Genomic DNA, 21,119 nt, shown 5'->3' with positions numbered 1-21,119 from the left:
TTTTCCAAAGCCGCTGAATTTTTTTACATGACATCAACAAATATACTTTATGAAAACTTGTATATTTATCCTATTATTCTTATTTCTCGGTTTTGCCGATTTAGATGAGCAGTCCGTTACAACAGACAATGTGCCATTTCCATCGGCAAGTATGGGACTAAAAACAAATTTGTTGTACGATCTCACCTCCACGCTCAACCTCGGACTGGAGTTTAAGACGGGACGACAATATACGATGGATTTTTCGGTTAACTATAATCCATGGACATTCAGGGGAAATAAGAAGTTCAAACATCTGTTGGTGCAGCCGGAGATTCGGTGCTGGTTTTGCGAACCTTTCAACGGGCACTTTTTGGGAATCCATGGACTTTATGCCCGATATAATGCAGGAGGAATCCATTTTCCGTTCCTCACTTCCAAAAAAAAACGAATCAACCAGATATCAGGGAAATCTATATGGAGCCGGTATCGGTTATGGATATCAATGGTATCTGTCCCCCCGATGGAATCTTGAAGCTACACTGGGACTTGGTTATGTGTATTTCGATTATACGGCTTATAGCCGTCAATGCAATACATGCACCAAAGAATTATACGACAACGACAAGCATTATTTCGGACCGACTAAACTCGCTGTTTCTTTAATATATATTATTAAATAATACCGGTTATGAAAAAAATCAATATAATACTCCTCATGCTTGTATCCCTGGGAAGTATTGCTACAGCCCAACAGCATAAAGCCGTCGATATTCAACTTGATGTGCTTGAAAAGAACGGCCCGTACGTAAATGCAGATTATACCGTTTCGGTAAACACAATCCTCATCGCAAGTTGCCAGTCCGTTTTCCTGAATCCCTTCCTGAAAAACGGAGACAGCCTTTATTACTTCCAACCTGTCGTTATCAACGGAACGGATCGCCGACGAACCTACGACCGGTGGATAGCCTTGCACGGGCATAAAACGGCAGCCGACAAACCCTTCCTGATAAACACGGGAAAGGAAAGAAATATTGTTTCTCCTTTCGATACACAGCTATCCTACCGCGAGTGGATGAAGAATGCAAATCTTTATGTTGAACAAACCGTGTGGAAATGCGGCGATTTCTCCCGGGAAATTATCGAATTGGGAACGTTGGTTATTGCCGATGAACCGGTGGCCGTGTCTCCGGTACCGGAAGAAGCGGCCGTAAAGATGAAGTCCGAAAAACGGGTGGAAAAAGCGGGTAAGGCATATATCGATTTTCCTGTAGGGAGTTCGATGCTGGATATTAATTTCGGGAGGAATAAATATGAATTAGCTAAAATAAACGCATCCATCCGTCAAATTGAAAAAATCGATCATGCTCAAATTATTGAGATTGCACTCACCGGCTATGCTTCCCTTGATGGATCTTATGCTCTTAACGAAAAATTGTCCCGCGAGAGGGCGCAGGCGCTGGCAGATTATATTTCTGTTTTTTTCGACTTGAATTTATCGCCCGGGCAGCTTCTCATCGCTCATGTCGCCGAAGATTGGGACGGATTTGCCCGATTGGTCGAACAGGAGAATGTCTTTCGCAAAGACGAAATAATCGGTATCATTCATCGTAACGAAAACTCTGAGTGGCGAAAAAAACGCTTGACGGAACTTGATGGAGGGCGGGTATACCGGATATTGAAAAAGGATATTTTCCCCCTGTTGAGACGCACCGAATACAAGGTTACGTATTTGATAAAAGAATAATGGAGCATTTCCATCAATGAAAGACCGTATGACAATATAAGTTTTTTAATACTATATAATTAACAGGTATATTACATTAAAATTTTTTACGTTATGAAAATCAGCAATTACTTTTTTTTGGCAGCCTTAGCGACATTATTCGTCCTTTCGGCATGCAGCAAAGAGGATCTGAAACAAACGGATTCCAACGAAGCGTTGCAGGGATATATAACCCTGACAGTAAGTAACCCTCCGGGCGCTCGAACGACCGGAACTCCTACCGAACCCGGACTTCCGGCGGAAAGCGTCATTGATGATGTGACGGTGGTATTCGCCAATAGCGCCGGTGTTATCCAGCATGTTGCAACACCCAGTATATCATCGGGGACAACGGATAAGTTTCAGATATCACTGGGGACATACTACGTGTATGCACTGGTGAATTGTCCGATCGCTACGGCCGATTTAGCTGCGACAACGAACATTGATCGAGTTATTTCCGGCGTTACGGCTCAAGAGGCCTCCCCCGGATATAAAAGCGGCAAATTTTTTATGGTTAACCAACACAATCCGAATACGGTTCATGCCGGTGTCCAAACAACCGTTTCGGCCGCCAACACGGTTAACAATCCCGCCCAAGCGACGATTTATGTGGATCGTGTTGCTGCGAAAATCGAGGATCCGACCGGTTATACCGCCAATGCTCCGGTGATTACCGACCTTACGGCCAAGACATCTTTGCTCGATGCGGTAGATATTACCGGCTTTGTACTTTTGAACGGAAATAAACAGTTTAATCTGCTTCAACAATGGAATAGCGCCAATCCCAATGGAGCCCTTAATCCTTTGGCGGATGACAATGTGTTATCCACCCCGCTGTTTCCCGGCGGTACGGAGTTGGTTTCCGATCAGTATTTTAATAACATCAGTACTTATACCCAATTGACAAAAGATGCCGGTACCGGAAATGTTACTGCAATGACGGATTTAACCAAGGATAGTCCGACAATCACGTACGGTCTAGGGCCTGTTTATACTACGGAGAACCGTCCGACCTTGTCGTTTTACGGCGCTTCCAACAAGATTACATCCGGACGGGGGGAAACGACCGGAGTGATTTATAAGGTGCAGGCTAAGATAAGCGGGGCTAATGCGCCTACTTTCTACAAGTATAGGGAGCAAGTCTATGCAACTTTAACTATAATAAATGCGCTTCCTGATTTTTCAGGTGTCGATCTCTCCACCTATAGCATACCTCAATTGCGCGGCCTTGGAATTCAAGTTTATGAGAACGGAGTGATGTACTATACGTATTTTATTCTCGATCCGAACACCACTCATCAATATAACGGATCGGATTATTACGGCGTGTTCCGCAATTCGGTTTATAAACTCAAAATTTCTTCTATTAGCGACTTGGGAGAGGATGTTCCCGGCGGAGGTACGGTAGATCCGAGCCAACCCGGAGAACCGGGTAATCCCCCTATTGATAAGGAAGAAGCGTACATTCAAGTAAGCGTAACGGTTAATCCGTGGATTATTAATACAATCGATATTAAATTCTGATCTTTTGTTTGCCGGGAAAGAGTGGAGCTTGCATTCCACAAGGAGTTATTCATGCTCCACTCTTCTTTTTGTTCTTGCCGGTTAAAAAAAGAAGGATAAAACAAAAAAATATTCGCTATGGATCGGACCCGAAAAATAACGTGTCGGCCTGTATTACTATTTTTAGCTGTTGTATTGGCAATCCCGTCGTGTATTGATGATAAAATTGTGGATTGCCGGGTCGATGTGAGTTTTAATTATAGTTACAATATGCTTTCGTCCAATGCTTTTGAACAGCAGGCTGATCAAGTGGCCCTGTATGTATTCGATGAAGACGGATTGCTGGTCGCAAAACACGTAAGTGAAGAAAATCGGCTTTCCGACGGATTCCAAATGCAAACAGACGATTTGAAAGCGGGAAACTATCGGTTTGTAGCATGGGCGCAGAGTACCGACATAAAAGAGGATAAAGCTTATTTCAATATACCCCGACTGACGGTTGGAACATCTTTTCTGGATGACCTGAGTTATTATTTGAAAAGGGAATCCGGTATTCAGCAACAAGAGTTGAATAATTTACTCGTAGGCGTAACCGAAGTGAATATAAATAATGTGGAAGGAATACACCCGGTTACGATCGATTTGAAAAAAGTAACCCGTAGGTTGAGGGTTGTGTTGCTTCCTTATTCGGGTGGAACTGCCCTCGATGTGGAGGACTATGTTTTCAGCATTATCGATGACGCCGGCAATGGACACATTAATTATGATTACGGCATTCTTCCCGATGAAGCCATCACCTACCGGCCCTATTATGCCGCCAATGTATTGCCCGACGCTTCCGAAACACTGCCTCCGGAAGAAATCGACCGTGCTGCTGTGGTAGAACTGAATACTTCCCGCTTGATAGAATCCCATAATCCCCGGCTTGTGATTTCCGGTAAGAAAAACGGCAAAGAAATCATTCGTTTGAATCTGCCCTGGTTTTTGTCGCTTACGGAAATGGAAGGGCATAAGCAGGCGTGGAGTTTACAGGAATATTTAGACCGGCAGGATGAATATGTGATCACCTTGTTTCTGGACGCGGAGGAGAACCTTTGGATGCAGAATACGATAATTATCAACGGTTGGGTGATCAATGATTTGGAACTCGGAATGTAATTATTGCAATTTAAGATGAAAATAAATTTATATATAGAAAGGCTCCTGTGTTTTTTACTCTTATCGGCAGTATCCGGCAATTTTTTTTCATGTACCCATGATGAACTGTTTCCCGGAACCGATCCGGATAAGACGGTTACAGAAGGATATATGAAGATTTACTTAAAGGTGCCGGTAAACGCTATCCCTCTCCGGGCTATCTCCGGAGCCCATGAAAGCGCCATAGGAAACGACGGACTTTACGTTATGGTTTTTAAAGTAGAGGCTGATAATTCGGAAGTTTTCGACTATATCGCCCCCATTACCGAACGAACCGGCAATAATCTGACCGTTAAACTGGTTCGAAGCCAAGACGCCGTGAAATACCGAATTGTCATCGTGGCGAATTCTGCGGTTCCCATGCCCGTATCCGAAGGAAAAACAAAGGAAGATGTCTTGAAGGAAATCATCTTTGAAAATCATGGTAAATGGAATGCTGCAAGTTCGGATGATTTCACCCCTTTCCCCATGTGGGGCGAAATTGATGAACCGATCGAGGTGAAAGAAAACACTCCCGAACAAACGATTCGTTTACTTCGCGCCATAGCACGGGTAGATATCGGGTTAAATTTCGAAGATACTCCCGAAACCTCCGAATCTGTTTTGGGATTGGCTAATTTTAAGCTGAAGAGTGTGAGGGTGTACCGTACCCTCGATAAGGGACATATGGCTCCTGACAAAGCGGTGTATTCCAACGGAAGCGTGACGGCGCCGACCATTCCGGCGGACGCAACGCCTAATGCCGACACCGCTCCCCTGGTGTATGAATTGACAACGGCTGCCGATAGTTATATTCGCGAAATATATCTTCCGGAAGCCAATAAGGGAACCGACATGGACAATGCTCCGTGTATCGTAATCGGAGGTTATTACGGCGCAGGCAACACGACGGATGTTTCCTACTATCGAATCGATTTCGCCGTATATGATAATGACGGAAAAATTCTTAACTATCTGGATATTCTCCGTAACCACCGTTACCGGATGAATGTAAAGGACGTAACCGGACCCGGTTTTACGAATCCTGAGGATGCATTGAATTCCATTCCTTCGAATATCGTCACGAATGTCATTCCATGGGATGAATCCATTCTCGAAATGCATGTCGAGGGTAAGTATTACTTCGGAATCGACCGAAGGGAAGTTACCCTTAGCCACACCGCCGGGAGCGCGGGCGCCATCACTTTCGAGACCAATCTGCCGGCAGAGGATGTTGCCATTCAGTGGGAAAATACATCACAGGCCCATTTTATGGCCGATTTGGATTATAATAATAAGGTCATTAACGTTACGGCTAACAATATAAACGATACGCAGGCTTACCTGGAAGAGTACTTTTCCATCCAGGCGGGTTCGTTCACCATACGGGTAAAAGTAGTGCAGAATTTCCTCCGGGGAAATTTCTATATCGACTGTAATTCGGTAAAGGTTAACGGAGTATATACCGATAATCTCACGTTGAATGCCGGGCACACCATTACCTTGACCCTCGTGAGCGCCGATAAATCGGTATTCGGATATGATTACGAGTTGAGTACGAATACAGTAGATGGAATTTCCTTCAGTGGCACGGGGACGATTACCGCCCTCCGGCAGCAAGTTACCCTTCAGGGCGCGGGAACGGTAAATAACCAGAACCCCAAAGCTTTAACCATTTCCGCCAATAATTATGACCAAACGACCTGCCAGACGCGTATTCAGCCGGCCTTTTCCGCTAAAAACATTTTATGTTTGGGAACGGTAAATAATCATGGATATTACCTGGAGGGAGGTTCTTCCCGCGGAATGATGGAAGCCGCCGCCAACTTCGGGCTACTGGAAAACAGTATTGTCAAAGTTGAGGAGATTTACTATACGGCTCTAAGTAGTTCGAATACCTCGACGCTTACAACAGCCATCAATGCAAAGCCGGATATCGTGGTAATCGGATATAATTATACTCTAGATGCCGGTAGGGCTGCTATTTTATTTCAGTATCTTCAAGACGGAGGAATAGTCTTTGCTTTCATTGAAAATGATTCGCCTCTCAATCTCTTCTCCCTTGTATTCCCGGGGGCCGGTATTACTTATGTATTGCGTAACCAGGGAGGAGCTGCCTATGCATTGGCGGATATCGACGATCCGCTCACCCATGGGCCTTTTGGAGATTATCGGGGAAAAGCATGGGGAGAGGATTACTCCGCTACTACAACGTATGCGGGTATCCCTGCGGATAAAGTATATGCTTACACCTATGCCAACAGGGTGGGGGCAACAACTTCTTATACCGAATTAACTTTGTTCCGTCATCGGGAATATAACCTTGTGTTTGCCGGGGACGGAGGATTTTTAGCTAATTCGGGGGATATTAAAGGTGACCGCACCAATACGAATGCTTATCCCTTTGGAGTGGATGAATCATATAACCCTGTTCCCAATACGGGTTATGGAACCGGCGTGTATGCGACGACGGTCTATAATTCCCATATTTTCGGAAATTTCATGGCTTGGGCTTTCGAGGAAGCGGAATATCGCGGAATCAATACTAATTAATCGGATTTTAGTATTGAGTCAAAGAGTTCGTTCGTTCATTGATCATTTAATATGTGCAGCAGATTTGAATAATAAAAGGTGCAACGTCATGATGTTGCACCTTTTTTAGCTAAATCATAATCTGTCATCATGCTGCTTCATACTCTAATTTTGTCGGATTATAGATATGTTTTGAGGATTATCCCTGTAATCTTCGTGCCTTTTGTCTTGGCCTTTTCGCTTTTCCTCTTTCCAATGTTAAATGTCAAAAATATTAGTTTTAATATCAATAATTATAGTTGTTGTCGCAATGGATTCCTCTACATTTGCAAAGTTTTGACAATGTAATTTTATTGCCATTAAAATATGATACAAGGAACAGACATAATATTTTCTCAACTCCGACCGTTGACGCAGTTAACGAAGGTTAAAATAACGGGGGGGGGGGGTATTTACATATATTAACTTAGTCTATCTCTGTCATTCCTTCTTTTTATCTTTCCTGCATGTTTCCTCTTGCAGACTTTTACAAAATTATTTTTTTTACAACGATCAGTCTCACTGTTTTATAACTAGTGATAAAGACAAGCTGCGGCGATTAGCTCGGAATTCCGGGATAACCTCCGCCGGTCATCTTTTATTATCTCTAAACTCAAAGGATATTTCCGCCAATGTGCGGACATTAGCTGGCAACTCCGGGATGATGTTTGCCATCCTTCTTTTCTTACCCTGCATTTCAGGGAAGTCTTTTGCCGTCCGGCAACCATTAGTCGGAGATTCGCGGAAGACTTCTGCCGGCGGGCAAATAGTAGCCGGGGATTGTAGGATTATCATTGCCGTCCGGCGAAAATGTGTATTTATTCACAATACATTCGAAAAACATTTACAAAATTAAAAATAGAATGTCATGTTAAAGATTTCACTTACAAAATTATCAACAAAGGCGCTGGGTGATTTCGCCGTACGCGTGTTGTTATTATTGAAAGCATTGGTCGAGACTATCCTGAAAGACCATCCTTTATTAGCTGATCTGGGAAAAAAGAACGCCATTTATCAACAAGTGGTGGTGAAAAAAGTGTATAGCGGGTTGGGCGATGATGTGGAAACGCTCGACTTGAAACGGGATAATGCTTACCGCGGATTCCGGCGGTTGCTGAAAGGATTTCTCCGGTTCGAATCGTCTAAAAGCGATGATGCCCGTGCCTTACTGGAAGTATTGGATGAAGTGGGCGATATGGAAGGCCGGAAATATGCCGACCAGAACACCATGATGCGCAAGTTGGTAGAAAAGCTATCGGCCGGAGAAAACCTGGTGCGGGTTACACGCCTCGGACTTACGGAAGAACTGAACGCTCTGAAAACAGCACAGGCGAATTTCGAATCCCTAGCCGGGACACAGAATTGCGTCAAGCCGGATCGGCTTCTGTGTTGCGGAAAGAACTGGAAGAATCCTTGTATAATATATTGGCGTTGGTATCGGCCATGCGCAACTAGGCGGAATGGAAAGACCTGTATGCCCAGCTCGGCCAGTTGATCAAGGAGTTTAAAACCCGTTTGGACGAAGAGGAAGATAAGGAAAAAGCGGGGGCGTAGGGATAAACCTGTGGGTTTGTCTTGTAGCTTAAATTGTGAAGATTATTCTCTTATGTGTCCGAATGTATGATTATTAAGTTAAATAGTAAATATCGATAAATTTCTAATTTAAAACTAAATGTATGAATAACATCAATTTAAAGTATGTGCGCATCTTGTGTAGCATCTGTATTGTTTTGTCCGTATATATGTTCATCATATTATCCTGCGGAAAGAGCGATTCCGATATGGACGATGACTATAAGTATAACCCTGATAAACCGGTCGTTTTGGAGTCTTTTTCTCCTTCGGAGGGAGGAATGGCTACACGCTTGATTATTTCGGGTAGTAATTTGGGTAACGATCCTTCCAAAATCAAGGTTTATTTTAACGAAAAACCGGCGGCTATTATCGGTTGTGATAAAGGAAAAGCGCTGGTCGTAACGCCTCGGCAGCCTGGCGATACCTGTACGATTTCGGTGGTAGTAGGGAAAGATTCTGTTACCGCTACCGAAAAGTTCGTTTATCATATCTCAACAACGGTAACGACCCTTGTTGGGAAGAAAGGGACCAACGAATTGAAATCCGGTTCGTTTGCTGAGGCTACATTCATGAATCCATCCACCTTGACTGTAGACAACGAAGGCAATATTTTCCTTTCTCATTGGAGAGGTAACTATGAAATTGTCATGATCAACCAGCAAAACCAGACCGTAACCAAGATGTATAGCGGCGACGCTACCGGAGCACCTTCGACCGATGCAGAGGGTAAAGTCGTAATGTTTCCCAGCGACGGCGGTGATGTGTTGTATGTGCTCGACCCCGCCGCTCAATGGGGAGTACGGAGGAGGCAGATATTGCATCCGTCGGCCGAAGAACAAGCCGCGGGAATGAAAGATTTTAAAATTAACTGGAAACATGGTTTTGCGGCGTGCAAATTAGACGGGATGATTTATACCCGTTCTGCCGGGGGACAGATTGTGAAGTTCAACCCGAAAACACGAGTCGGACAATTGGTTGCTGATGGTATCGACCCCGATACGGATGGTTTTCTTTCATTCGATCCGCTTCATCCCAATATGTTGTATATTTCCTATCCCAGCCGGCACTGTATTTACACATTCGATATCCTGACGAAAGAACATAAGTTATTTGCAGGATCAAAGAATACACCGGGATGGAAAGACGGAAAAGCGGATGAAGCATTATTCAACAGTCCTGTTCAATTGGTTTTTGATGTGAACAATAATATCGTTTTGGCGGATGCCGGTAACCATTGTATTCGCCAGATTACTCCGGAAGGAAGAGTTTCTACACTGATCGGGATAGCCGGAAAGGCGGGTTATCAGGACGGAAATCCGGATGACGCCTTGTTCAACTACCCTAAAGGGGTAGCGATCGATAAAGATTATAATATTTATATCGCCGATTACAATAACAATTGTATTCGTAAATTGGCGGTGGAGTAAGCTGGATAACTATAAATTATATAAATTATGAAGAATATATTGATTGCTTGTTTGTCGCTTTGCCTGGTAATTCCGGCTTATGCACAGCAGAATTTAACGGTATCGGGGATCGTTCAGGAGGAAAAGGGTGAACCCTTACCCGGAACCAGTATTTATGTAAAAGACCGTCCCGGGCTCGGTACCCTGTCGGATGTCGAAGGGCGGTTTACGATCCGGGCTTCGAAAGGGGAGATAATTGTTTTTAGTTTCATAGGCTATGATAATCTCGAATATAGAGTGGAAAATGAAGTAAAAGACCTGATAATCATCTTAAAGGAAAAAACGACAGCCATTGAAGAAGTGGTGGTGACGGCTTTGGGTAGCGTACAACGTAAAATCAGTACGGTAGGCGCGATCAGCAGCATCGATGCGCAAGAGTTGCAAGTTCCGGCCACCTCAATGGCGAATATAATCGGGGGGCGTATGCCGGGGGTAATTACTATGCAAACGAGTGGGGAACCGGGTAAAAATATATCGGAATTTTGGATACGCGGAATCAGTACTTTCGGAGCGAACAGTTCGGCTTTGGTGCTTATAGACGGGTTGGAAGGCAATCTTAACTCGATCGACCCTGCAGATGTAGAAAGCTTTTCCATCCTTAAGGATGCATCGGCAACCGCCGTTTACGGGGTCAGAGGAGCTAACGGAGTCGTGCTGGTAAATACAAAACGTGGCTTTACGGGTAAATTGAAAATCAATGCGCGGGTCAACTATACGATTGCCAAATTACAAAAGATGCCCAATTATATGCATGCGTATGATTATGCCCGATTAGCCAATGAAGCCCGTGTGGTGCGGGAAGACGAACCTCTCTACACCGAACGCGATATGCAAACGATCCAATATGGTTTGGATAAGGATCTGTTTCCGGATGTGGACTGGCAAAAAGAAATCGTAAATCCGGTAAGTTACCAGAAAACCTATTACCTAAGCGCACAAGGCGGCGGTGAAATTGCGACCTATTTTTTCAGCTTGGGGATGTCGAATGAGACGGCGGCTTATAAACAGGATAAAAGCAGCCTCTATAAAGTTGATATGGGTTATAATACGTATTCTTATCGGACGAACCTGGATGTCAACCTAACCAAAACGTCTAAGATCTTTTTTGGTGTGGACGGTTACCTGACCCGCAATAAGATGCCGGGTATCGCCACAACGAATTATATTTGGCAAGCACAGTCGAACCTGACGCCGCTTCTGATCCCTACGGTTTACTCAACCGGCCACCTGCCGGCATGGGGGGCAGGTAATTATTATTCGCCTTATGTCATGATCAATTATACGGGAATTACCTCCGACGAGTCGAATTTAGCCAAAGCTACGCTGGCGTTGAACCAGGATTTGTCATTTATCACCAAGGGATTGAAGATAAGGGCGCAGGGCGCATTCGATACGCAAAGTTGGTTTTCGGAACGGCGGTATGTGCTTCCCGAATTATATTATGCTTCTTCACGGGACGTGAACGGAAAACTACAGATTGCCAAAAAGGTGAATAAGATTGCGGCCAACTATGGTTATGGGCAGAACCAATACCGGAAATACCATTTTGAATCGACCTTGAATTATGAAAAAATCATTCGGGAAGATCACCGCCTTTCGGCATTGGTGTACTATTATATGAGCGATTCCAAGAAAACCCAGGATATCACGGGTGTCGACTGGAACCTTGCCGCTGCTCCCAAGCGATACCAGGGGATTTCGAGCCGGATGACGTATGGTTATAAGGATACGTATCTGCTGGATGTAAACTTCGGCTATACCGGTTCGGAAAACTTCCAGGCCGGGCGCCGTTTCGGGTTCTTCCCTTCTATTGCCGGAGGTTGGGTACCCACGAATTACAAATGGATGAAAGACCACTTGTCGTGGTTGAATTTCTTTAAGATACGGGCTTCGCACGGTTCTGTGGGAAATGACCAAATTTCGGGAACCCGCTTTCCCTATATCACCCGTATTAATGAAAACGCTCCCGCCGGCTGGGGCGGCACCGAAGGCGGTATACAGGAAACCGTTATAGGCGCCGACAACCTGATGTGGGAAAAATCCATCAAATCCGATATCGGGATAGAGGGGCGGCTGTTTCATGAAAAAGTCTCTTTCGTCCTCGACTTTTTCCAGGACCGGCGCGACGGGATTTTCCAACAACGGGCACAAATCCCCAACTATGTAGGATTGGTTAATTTACCTTACGGCAACGTGGGAAAAATGAAGAGTTGGGGGTCCGACGGCAATATTTCCTATACCCATGACTTCAGGAAAGACCTCTCGCTTACCTTGCGGGGAAACTTTACCTATTCTACCAATGAAATAGAGAATTGGGAGCAGGCCTACCCGAAATATAACTACCAGCGATATTCCAATTTCCCGGTGAATGTCATCAGAGGATATATCGCAAGCGGCCTGTTCAAGGATGAACAGGATGTGAAGAGCAGTCCCAAGCAAAGTTTCGGCGGGTTTAAGGTGATGCCCGGAGATATCAAATATAAGGATGTGAACGGCGACGGACAAATTAACACGGACGACCAGGTTGTTTTGTCTTATCCGACGTATCCCCGTTTAATGTATGGTTTCGGCGCCGATTTTCGTTACAAGGACCTCACGGTCGGCATTCTTTTTAAAGGAACGGGCGATACCGACTTCTTTCACGTGGGATATACCTACTGGGACGGATATAGCTGGCAAACGAACGGTATTGGATATACCCCGTTTCATGGACAGGAAGCCGGAAATGTCTTGACCATCCTTGCCGATCCCAAAAACCACTGGACACCCGCATCCTACTCGGGAGACCTTGCAACGGAAAATCCGAATGCCCGTTTTCCGCGTCTTTCGTATGGGTATAATGCAAACAATTCGCAGCTATCCACTTTTTGGAAGGGCAATAGCAAATACCTCCGCCTGCAGGAAATTACCCTCAATTATAATTGGAAAAATAAAGCCTTTCAGGCTTTAGGGCTCACTTCCATAGATTTGCAAGTCGTAGGCAATAATTTATATGTATGGGATCAGGTCGATCTGTGGGATCCGGAACAGGCACATCAAAACGGACGCGCCTATCCTATTCCTGCCCGCTTAACGTTTCAGGTTTATCTTAATTTCTAACTTATATAGATATGAATAATAGAATAATATACTTAACTGTTTTGTTTTTGCTCGCTTTCTTTCCGCTTTTCCAATCATGTGATTTTTTGGATACGGATGATTATTTCTTCAATGAAACGCTTCAGCAGGATTCCATTTTCAGTAATAAGCGGAACCTGGAAAAATATGTGTGGGGAACGGCGGCCTATTTTCCCGATGAAGGAAGAATTTTTGGAAACAATTATACACCAGGCCCTTTTGCGACGGATGAAGGTTTTACTCTTTTCGGTACCGGTGAATTTCATGGAATGGCTTTCGTTCTAGGAGAGGTGAAACCGAACAATCTGTACGGCATGGATATTTGGGGAGGAATGTACCAGATTATTCGTAAATCGAATACCATTCTGGCGCGTATGGACGAAGCCCAAGACATGACCGCGACGGACAAGAGAGACTTGTTGGGCTATGTCTATTTTATGCGCGCCTACGCTTATTATCACTTGCTTATGCAGTATGGGCCAGCCATTCTTTTGGGTGATAACGTACTGGAAAATAATGAAGGGCCGGAATATTATAATACCCACAGGGCCACGTACGACGAGTGTATCGAATATATTTGCGGGGAATTGGAAAAAGCGGCTCAATACCTCCCCGTGGAAGTAGCGATCAATTTTTTTGGGCGGCCTACCAAAGGCGCTGCCTACGGATTGATATCGCGGTTACGCCTGCAAGCCGCCAGTCCTTTGTATAACGGACAAAGTGCTGCCCGGATTTATTTTGGCGACTGGAAGCGTAAAACCGACGGCGCGCAATATATTTCTCAAACGTATGACGAGAAGAAATGGGCTTTGGCCGCTCTTGCTGCAAAGCGGGTCATGGATATGGGCATTTACAAACTGCATACGATCGAGAAGCAGGGAGATACTCCCCCGCTACCCGCTAATGTACCGTCCGCACCGTTTCCCGACGGAGCCGGCGGTATCGATCCGTTCCGTTCGTATTCCTATATGTTCAATGGCGAATCGCTCGGGTCCCAGAATAAGGAGTTTGTTTGGGGGAGAATGTCCGGAAATGTTTTGGATTATACGCGACATTCATTTCCCGTCGCAATTATGGGCGGTTGGAACGGAATGGGAGTAACCCAGAAAGTAATAGATGCCTATTATATGGCGGACGGGCGTGACATAGGCAATTCGAGCCTGGAATATCCGTATTCGGAAGAAGGATTTATGGGCGGAAGCGATAAAACATTTTCCGGATATCTTCTTAAAAATTCAATCAATAAGATGTATGTTAACAGGGAAATGCGTTTTTATGCCAGTATTGGTTTCAGCGAATGTTTCTGGACGGCAAGCACCACTTCCGAAACGGCCAGGAAGAATATTGTCGTAACATATTACAAGGATGGCAACGGGGGAAAAGAAAGCAATCAGGGGAATGTCGATAATTATCCTATTACGGGCTATGTACTGCGCAAGTATATTCATCCCGACGATGCATGGGCGGGGGAAGGAGCCGCCCGTATCGATAAACCTTTCCCTATCATCCGTTATGCGGAAATACTGCTTTCCTACGCCGAAGCGTTGAATAACCTGACGACGAGTTATACGTTGACCGATACGGTAAGCGGAAACGAATATACTTTTACTCGAGATGTGGAAGAAATACGTTCCGCTTTCAACCAGGTGCGCTTTCGTGCCGGCTTGCCTGGGTTAACCGAGGCGGAACTCGCTTCGCCCGAAACAGTACAAAAACTGATCGAACGGGAACGGATGATCGAGTTCTTGTTCGAGAACAGGCGGTATTATGATGTGCGCCGCTGGGGTATTTATGAAGAAACGGAAAATGAACCTTTCAAGGGCATGGACACCGATGCCGGCAAGGAGAGCTTCTATTATCGGGTACACTTGAACCATTCAAAAGCGCGGAATAGGATTGTGGATAAAAAACTGATTTTCTTGCCGATCTCTTTGGATGAGATAAGAAAAGTTCCGGATTTGGATCAGAATCCGGGCTGGGAAGATTAAACGCGGACATGGAGTATAAAAAAATAATTAAAAACTAAATGTATGAAAAAAAATATATGCTTTTTCTCTGCTTTTCTGCTTTTTTGCCTGACAGCGTGCAATGAAGAGGATTTTTCGGTAAGAGAACATTATAAATATATGATTTACCTGTTGAGTGAAAATACGGATAATGTGTTTTCGGCGGAATATGACCTGGAGGCCATTACGGAAGAAGGAGCCATTACTTCGTACTTATCCGTCGGCTGCGGAGGATCCTTATCCAATCCGGATGAATTTATCGTTGAACTGGAGCCGGATGAAGTCTTGTTCGACAAATACAATCGGTCGAATTTCGATATCGATTATTCCAAATACGCCCGCCTCCTGCCGGAGGAAAAGTTCCAGCTTGGGACGACTCGTGTGGTATTTCCGGCGAACAATCCCGACCAATACGTAAAGGTGCCCATTACGGTCCAAATAGGAGGATTGTCGCCCGATTCGATCTACTTTATACCGCTCTCCATTAAAAGTACATCCAAGTACGAGGTCAATAAAGAAAAATCGGCTGTACTGTTTCGTGTTACGATAAAGAATGATTATGCCGAGCAGCTCAACGATACGTATTATCAGTTGAAAGGTAACGTGTTAAGCGAGGATGGAAATAATCTGGGCGTCTCCACCTCTAAACTGGTTCGTCCGTTGACAAAAAATTCCGTTCGCTTGTATGCCGGAAGCAATACCCAAACCATCAAAACGGCCACCGTTCAGGATATTCAAAAATATTCGATTATTCTTACGATAGATGAAAAGAATCAGGTACGGATCACTCCTTATGGGACGATACAAATCGAGCAACTCGACGGGGGAGAGGAATGGAATAGATATGAAGAGGCGAAAACGTATGCAGACACTAAAATCGTCAAGCGGTTTTACCTGTATTATCGTTACCGCACCTTGAAAAGTCGTGCTACCACGACTACTCCTGAGGTTTGGGATAACTGGATCACGATAAAGGAGACGTTGAAAAGAATGGAGTAAGAACAAAATAAAATTGAATCAAATATGAAAAATAAATGTATAATATTGATTTTGGGGTCGCTTTTAATGGGTTTTATCGGTTGTGGCGACTACGATAAACCGGTTGAAGAAAACAGTATCTATGTAAATAGAAAATCTCTGTCAATTTTCGTAGGCGACCGGTTTCAACTTACTGCCAGCCCTACTGAAGGAACCTATCATTGGACGAGTGAAGACCTTGCGGTGGCTACCGTTACATCGGGCGGATTAGTGGAAGCCGTCGGCGCCGGCTCGACCAGTATTATTGCTTCCGGAGCAGGTGTCAGTACAAAAGTGCCAATTACGGCTGTGGTGAGGATTCCGCTTCAAGATGTAGTTCTGAGCGACGAATCCCTCGAACTTCTCCCTGGAAACAAGAAAACCGTCGACGTGACGTTTGTGCCGGAAAACGCGAACGATATGCCGCCTTATTCCTGGCATTCGGAAAATCAGAATGTGGCCACTGTAAACGAAGGAGGTGAAATTACAGTTGTAAGTGAAGGTTTAACCAATATTGTTTATCGCATAGGCGATATAGAGAAAAAAATATCGGTGGATGTAGCTTTTACGCGTTCGTTTAAAGACCCTCATGTCCTTTCCGCATCGGCAGCGTATGAATTACCGGCCGCGAATTTCGATTTAGGTGGTGACGGATATGCTTTTCACGATAATGACAAGGAAAACCGAACGAATAATAACTATCGTGCGAACAATGGCGATGACCAAAGCGCTTCTGTCGATATTGAGGGAAATGGTGATAACGTCGGTTATACCGGTGAAGGAGAATGGTTGTTATATACTGTGGAAGTGCAAGATGCGGGTGAATACGGCGTAGAGGTATTTGCGGCTGTTGGCGGTAACGGAAGTTTTCATCTTGAAGTTGATGGTGTAGATGCGACCGGTCCCATCTCTGTTCCCGATACGGGCGGTTGGGGTAATTATAAATGGATTTCTTCCCCACAGGATAAGCTGACTCTATCATTGACGGAAGGAAGGCATAAGATTAAATATTATTTCGGGGGAGGGCATAATGTCCGGATTTTGAAGTTTACCAAAAAATAGGGAGTACATAGTATCTGCTTTTATGATTATCCGTGATATGTTATATCGGTTAGAGATATATTTTTAACACGTATCCCGATTCGCTATAATATCGGGGTGGGGAGGTCTTTAGCCTCTATGACAAGTAGCGGATAATCATATTTATTTTATAACATTACAAATGAAAAATAACAGCGTGCTTATCTTTTTATTGGTGCTATTTTTTTTCTTGTCGTGCCGTGATAATAAAGCGCCTGAGAATTGCCCGGCACAGGTCGAAACGCTTGAAGTGGAGCAAATAAGTGATATAACGGGCATGTGTAAAGGCAAGATTACGGATAAGGGAACCGGCACAATCTCTCAATACGGGATAGAACTGGATGACGGAAACGGGTATGAAAAACATCCTCGAACCATCTCTTCGGGAGATCATTTCGGAGTTGAGTTCGTCGGATTGACCCCGGACAAAACGTATCGTTACCGCGCGTATGTCGATGACGGCGCAGTTCAATACGGAGAAGAAAAAAGCTTTACCACTTTATCGGCTTTTGTTTATACTGCAACCGTTGATCCGGAGAGCATTACCAGTAATTCGGCAGTGATTTCGTTTACCGGTGTCAATAAACTGAAGGAATGGGGCTTCCATTATAGCGAAACGGAAGTCAGTAAAAATGATCCTGTGAAAAAGGAGTTTTTAGACGCGGATATTCTTTTTTCAGATTTAAAACGGAATACCCAATATAATATCCTTCCGTATGTAATAGACAAGGGAGGTAAAACGACCTATTTGGAAAAAATTCGCTTTACAACTGCAAAAAAATATGCCGATATCGAATTGGCTGACCCCACTATCTTCTTATATAACGATACCTATTATTTATATGGTACTGGTGGCGACAAGGGATTTTTGGTATACTCTTCAACCGATTTGCAGGAATGGAAGGGGCCGGCCGGAGTAAGGGAGGGTTATGCTTTAAAAAGCGGTGAAACATTCGGCACGGATTGGTTTTGGGCGCCTCAAGTCTTTAAATATAAAAATAGCCTCTACATGGCTTACGCTGCAAATGAACAAATTGCGATAGCCAATAGCGATTCACCTTTGGGGCCTTTTACACAATCATCTCCCTTTCGCAAAATATCCGGGACAACTACACAAATCGATCCTTATCTATTTATAGACGACAGTGGAAAACCCTATCTGTATTACGTGAGATTTGAAGTCAATAAGCCTTATAAGATATATGTTGCCGAACTCGAGAGCGATCTTTCGGATATAAAGACCGATCCTCTATTATGTGTTGAAGCTGAAAGCGGATGGGAAAAAGCTAATCCGAATCAATCCGTTACGGAAGGCCCTACGGTTATAAAACATCAAAATTTATACTATCTTTTTTATTCGGCCAATTATTTTGGAAATATCCATTATTCCGTAGGTTATGCAACCAGCGCTTCGCCAACAGGCCCTTGGACGAAATACGGAGGGAACCCGATAATCGATCGACTTAAAATAGGGTATAATGGATCAGGGCATGGCGATTTATTCCGGGATAAAAACGGTAACTACAAATATGTTTTTCATGTACATGCTTCCAACAGTCAAGTGCAACCGCGGAAAACGGGCATCGTGGATGTCGATTTCGTAAAATCGGATTCCAAAGAAGATGTAGTCCCTATAAAGAAAGAATCTTTCAGGCATTTAAAAGCATTGTTTCCATAAAATATGAACAGATGTCGACGCGATTCAAACCCGATAGTTACGCTTAGAGATAAAGTCCCGATAAGAAAGAGACGGTAATGTTAATATTATAAAATTGATTATGAATGGATTGTATAAACAGAACAGAAGAAGTTTTTTAAAGAAAATAGCAGTCGGAACGGCAACTTTACCATTTATTCCGTCGGTTTTATCCGCAGCAGATTCTATATCCGCTCAAAAGGGTAGAAGGAGCTTGTCTGCGAATTCATTTATCAATATCGCCCTAATAGGTAAAGGGGAAATGGGTACTGCAGATGCGAATACTTCCTTGTCACTCGGCGGTGTAAAATTAATCGGTGTTTGCGATCTGTACGATCGGCGATTGGAAGATGCTAAACGACAGTGGGGTAATGACCTCTTTATTACGAAAGATTATAAAGAAATTCTTTCACGAAAAGATATAGATGCAGTCATTATAGCGACTCCCGATCATTGGCACCAATCGATAGCCATTGAAGCGATGGATGCCGGTAAACATGTATATTGCGAAAAGCCGGTAATTCATAAATTAAAGGAAGGCAAAACCTTGATTCAGGCACAGAAAAAAAACAAAGTACTATTTCAAGCGGGTAACCAGGGAATGTCATCATGGGGAAATAGGGCTGCGCGATTATTAATTCATCAGGGAATAATTGGACCGGTGAATTTTATAAACGGGCAATTTACTGCAGCGCCCGGCAAACTGCATGCTTATAAGGCGCCAGATGATGCAAATGAAAAAACAATCTGGTGGGATCGATTTTTAGGAAATGCACCTAAACGGCCATTCGACGCTCAACGTTTTTTTGCGTGGCGTAACTGGATGGACTATGGAACCGGTATCGCCGGAGATTTATTTGTTCATGTATTGGCAAGCGTGCATTATATCATGGATGCGATCGGACCCGGAAAAGTCTACAGCACGGGAGGCATACGTCATTATACTGATGGCTCACGTGATACGCCGGATATCATGTTGGGATATTTTGATTATCCCGACAGAAATGCTCTAGGTTCTTTTACGTTGCAACTAGGCGCTAATTATGTGGATGGCATATCGAAAAAATGGGGGAGCGTCGATTTTACAATTATAGGTTCTAACGGCTCGTTGGAGGTCGGATGGGATAGAGTTATATTAAAAACGACCTATGATGCAAATGTGAATCATTTTGACGTGTTAAAGCAGTTTAGTGAAGTGAGTGTTGTTGAAAAAATATCTGCGCGTGAATTTGTTTTTCACGTGGAAAATGGGTATAGGGGAGGGCATTATGATCACCATTTTAATTTCATCAATAGCATACGCAATGGCTTACCTTTGATTGCGGATGCCATTTTTGCAGTGCGTTCAGCTGCCCCGGCTTTATTAAGTTCCGAAAGTTACTTGCTGAATGAGGTGATTAAATGGGATGCTCAAAAACTTCAAATAGAATGACAGAAACAAGCTATTTACAACCTTGTAATGTATTTGGATACGGATATTTTGAAGCGGTTAAGGAGGTGTTTAAATAAACGGTAGATTTTTTTAGAGTGTCGGACGCATTCATACATAGGCTGTTTGTTATTGTCTTTTTTATATTTATCTTTGTACGCAAAAAGGTACACGATTAAATTAAAAATTATGGCTATTATCCAAGTGACTTCAAGAGAATTTAGAGAGAGACTTGCATCCTTATTTGATTTGGCGGATAAGGGAGAAAAAGTTGTTATTAAACGGGGTCGAAAGAGAGCATATACGCTTACTCCGATTGAGGATGACGATTTGGATTTTACTCCCGAAATGCTCGAAAAAATCGACAGGTCGGTTCAAGAAGCAAAAGATGGAAAAACCTATGAGATGAAACAAAATGAAACCTTGGACGATTTCCTTAAGCGAGTGGAGAAATGTATCATGTGATTTTTACTCCGACTGCTATTAAAGATGTTCTTAAACTGAAAAAATCAGAAGTCGGCGCTTACAAAAAACTTGAAAGCCTTATCGATGAATTGAAAGAACATCCTTACACCGGCACAGGAAAACCTAAACGTCTTTCCAATGATAAAACAGGACAATGGTCGAGAAGAATAACCCACAAACATAGGCTTGTTTATACTGTCGAAGAAGATAGATTACTTGTTTTAGTCCTTTCTTCAGCTGAACATTATAGTGATAAATAGATTCACCGTTT

The 21,119-nt window shown here is 43.8% G+C and carries 16 protein-coding genes; all 16 read left to right on the top strand.

Features of this window, described 5'->3' with window-relative positions; genetic code table 11:
* Positions 1 to 49: 49 nt before the first annotated feature.
* The 16 genes from ABNK31_RS12225 (at position 50) to ABNK31_RS12150 (ending at position 21,108) form a co-directional block, all read left to right on the top strand.
* Positions 50 to 514, top strand: coding sequence for a DUF3575 domain-containing protein (locus ABNK31_RS12225; RefSeq protein ID WP_418892786.1), 465 nt, complete (start codon positions 50 to 52; stop codon positions 512 to 514).
* A complete protein-coding gene (locus tag ABNK31_RS12220; RefSeq protein WP_418895403.1) occupies positions 399 to 662 on the top strand; it encodes a DUF3575 domain-containing protein in 264 nt (87 codons plus the stop codon). The genes ABNK31_RS12225 and ABNK31_RS12220 overlap by 116 nt, the downstream gene beginning before the upstream one ends.
* Before the next feature lie 8 nt (positions 663 to 670).
* Complete coding sequence (locus ABNK31_RS12215) at positions 671 to 1,726, top strand: DUF3868 domain-containing protein (protein WP_418892785.1); 1,056 nt, start codon at positions 671 to 673, stop codon at positions 1,724 to 1,726.
* Between the two features lie 93 nt (positions 1,727 to 1,819).
* The gene (locus tag ABNK31_RS12210; RefSeq protein ID WP_418892784.1) at positions 1,820 to 3,271 is read left to right on the top strand and encodes an Mfa1 family fimbria major subunit; all 1,452 of its coding nucleotides are present in this window, start codon (positions 1,820 to 1,822) and stop codon (positions 3,269 to 3,271) included.
* A 117-nt stretch (positions 3,272 to 3,388) separates the two neighbouring features.
* On the top strand, positions 3,389 to 4,408 hold the full coding sequence (locus tag ABNK31_RS12205; protein ID WP_418892783.1) for a FimB/Mfa2 family fimbrial subunit: 1,020 nt from the start codon (positions 3,389 to 3,391) through the stop codon (positions 4,406 to 4,408).
* Between the two features lie 15 nt (positions 4,409 to 4,423).
* Entirely contained in the window at positions 4,424 to 6,979 is a 2,556-nt protein-coding gene (locus tag ABNK31_RS12200) for a hypothetical protein (RefSeq protein ID WP_418892782.1), read from the top strand.
* An 886-nt stretch (positions 6,980 to 7,865) separates the two neighbouring features.
* On the top strand, positions 7,866 to 8,492 hold the full coding sequence (locus ABNK31_RS12195; RefSeq protein WP_418892781.1) for a DUF6261 family protein: 627 nt from the start codon (positions 7,866 to 7,868) through the stop codon (positions 8,490 to 8,492).
* 181 nt (positions 8,493 to 8,673) lie between these two features.
* Positions 8,674 to 9,999 carry an IPT/TIG domain-containing protein gene (locus ABNK31_RS12190; protein ID WP_418892780.1) on the top strand — a complete coding sequence of 442 codons (1,326 nt, stop codon included), beginning with the start codon at positions 8,674 to 8,676 and terminating at the stop codon, positions 9,997 to 9,999.
* Positions 10,000 to 10,026: 27 nt separating this feature from the next.
* Positions 10,027 to 13,137 (top strand): SusC/RagA family TonB-linked outer membrane protein, encoded by a 3,111-nt coding sequence (locus ABNK31_RS12185; RefSeq protein ID WP_418892779.1) that lies wholly within the window; start codon positions 10,027 to 10,029, stop codon positions 13,135 to 13,137.
* A gap of 11 nt (positions 13,138 to 13,148) precedes the next feature.
* A complete protein-coding gene (locus tag ABNK31_RS12180) occupies positions 13,149 to 15,143 on the top strand; it encodes a RagB/SusD family nutrient uptake outer membrane protein (RefSeq protein ID WP_418892778.1) in 1,995 nt (664 codons plus the stop codon).
* 42 nt (positions 15,144 to 15,185) lie between these two features.
* Positions 15,186 to 16,160 (top strand): BT_3044 domain-containing protein, encoded by a 975-nt coding sequence (locus ABNK31_RS12175; protein ID WP_418892777.1) that lies wholly within the window; start codon positions 15,186 to 15,188, stop codon positions 16,158 to 16,160.
* A 24-nt stretch (positions 16,161 to 16,184) separates the two neighbouring features.
* Positions 16,185 to 17,240: an Ig-like domain-containing protein gene (locus tag ABNK31_RS12170; protein ID WP_418892776.1), complete on the top strand. Its 1,056-nt coding sequence runs from the start codon at positions 16,185 to 16,187 to the stop codon at positions 17,238 to 17,240.
* A 160-nt stretch (positions 17,241 to 17,400) separates the two neighbouring features.
* Positions 17,401 to 18,936, top strand: a complete 1,536-nt coding sequence (locus tag ABNK31_RS12165; protein WP_418892775.1) for a glycoside hydrolase family 43 protein — start codon at positions 17,401 to 17,403, stop codon at positions 18,934 to 18,936.
* Positions 18,937 to 19,036: 100 nt separating this feature from the next.
* Positions 19,037 to 20,386, top strand: coding sequence for a Gfo/Idh/MocA family protein (locus tag ABNK31_RS12160; RefSeq protein ID WP_418892774.1), 1,350 nt, complete (start codon positions 19,037 to 19,039; stop codon positions 20,384 to 20,386).
* A 186-nt stretch (positions 20,387 to 20,572) separates the two neighbouring features.
* On the top strand, positions 20,573 to 20,848 hold the full coding sequence (locus ABNK31_RS12155; protein WP_418892773.1) for a type II toxin-antitoxin system Phd/YefM family antitoxin: 276 nt from the start codon (positions 20,573 to 20,575) through the stop codon (positions 20,846 to 20,848).
* Positions 20,836 to 21,108, top strand: coding sequence for a Txe/YoeB family addiction module toxin (locus ABNK31_RS12150; RefSeq protein WP_418892772.1), 273 nt, complete (start codon positions 20,836 to 20,838; stop codon positions 21,106 to 21,108). The genes ABNK31_RS12155 and ABNK31_RS12150 overlap by 13 nt, the downstream gene beginning before the upstream one ends.
* Positions 21,109 to 21,119: the final 11 nt, after the last annotated feature.

Origin of the sequence: Limibacterium fermenti, assembly GCF_041902845.1 — a bacterium.
Taxonomy (GTDB): Bacteria; Bacteroidota; Bacteroidia; order Bacteroidales; family Dysgonomonadaceae; genus Limibacterium; species Limibacterium fermenti.
The sequence above is the reverse complement of the archived record's forward strand: the minus strand, read 5'-3'. Positions and strand labels throughout refer to the sequence as shown.

Bases quoted from the DNA above. Each gene is read 5' to 3' on its own strand.
- ABNK31_RS12225 (WP_418892786.1), top strand. From the start codon at position 50: ATGAAAACTTGTATATTTATCCTATTATTCTTATTTCTCGGTTTTGCC.
- ABNK31_RS12215 (WP_418892785.1), top strand. From the start codon at position 671: ATGAAAAAAATCAATATAATACTCCTCATGCTTGTATCCCTGGGAAGT.
- ABNK31_RS12210 (WP_418892784.1), top strand. From the start codon at position 1,820: ATGAAAATCAGCAATTACTTTTTTTTGGCAGCCTTAGCGACATTATTC.
- ABNK31_RS12205 (WP_418892783.1), top strand. From the start codon at position 3,389: ATGGATCGGACCCGAAAAATAACGTGTCGGCCTGTATTACTATTTTTA.
- ABNK31_RS12200 (WP_418892782.1), top strand. From the start codon at position 4,424: ATGAAAATAAATTTATATATAGAAAGGCTCCTGTGTTTTTTACTCTTA.
- ABNK31_RS12195 (WP_418892781.1), top strand. From the start codon at position 7,866: ATGTTAAAGATTTCACTTACAAAATTATCAACAAAGGCGCTGGGTGAT.
- ABNK31_RS12190 (WP_418892780.1), top strand. From the start codon at position 8,674: ATGAATAACATCAATTTAAAGTATGTGCGCATCTTGTGTAGCATCTGT.
- ABNK31_RS12185 (WP_418892779.1), top strand. From the start codon at position 10,027: ATGAAGAATATATTGATTGCTTGTTTGTCGCTTTGCCTGGTAATTCCG.
- ABNK31_RS12180 (WP_418892778.1), top strand. From the start codon at position 13,149: ATGAATAATAGAATAATATACTTAACTGTTTTGTTTTTGCTCGCTTTC.
- ABNK31_RS12175 (WP_418892777.1), top strand. From the start codon at position 15,186: ATGAAAAAAAATATATGCTTTTTCTCTGCTTTTCTGCTTTTTTGCCTG.
- ABNK31_RS12170 (WP_418892776.1), top strand. From the start codon at position 16,185: ATGAAAAATAAATGTATAATATTGATTTTGGGGTCGCTTTTAATGGGT.
- ABNK31_RS12165 (WP_418892775.1), top strand. From the start codon at position 17,401: ATGAAAAATAACAGCGTGCTTATCTTTTTATTGGTGCTATTTTTTTTC.
- ABNK31_RS12160 (WP_418892774.1), top strand. From the start codon at position 19,037: ATGAATGGATTGTATAAACAGAACAGAAGAAGTTTTTTAAAGAAAATA.
- ABNK31_RS12155 (WP_418892773.1), top strand. From the start codon at position 20,573: ATGGCTATTATCCAAGTGACTTCAAGAGAATTTAGAGAGAGACTTGCA.
- ABNK31_RS12150 (WP_418892772.1), top strand. From the start codon at position 20,836: ATGTATCATGTGATTTTTACTCCGACTGCTATTAAAGATGTTCTTAAA.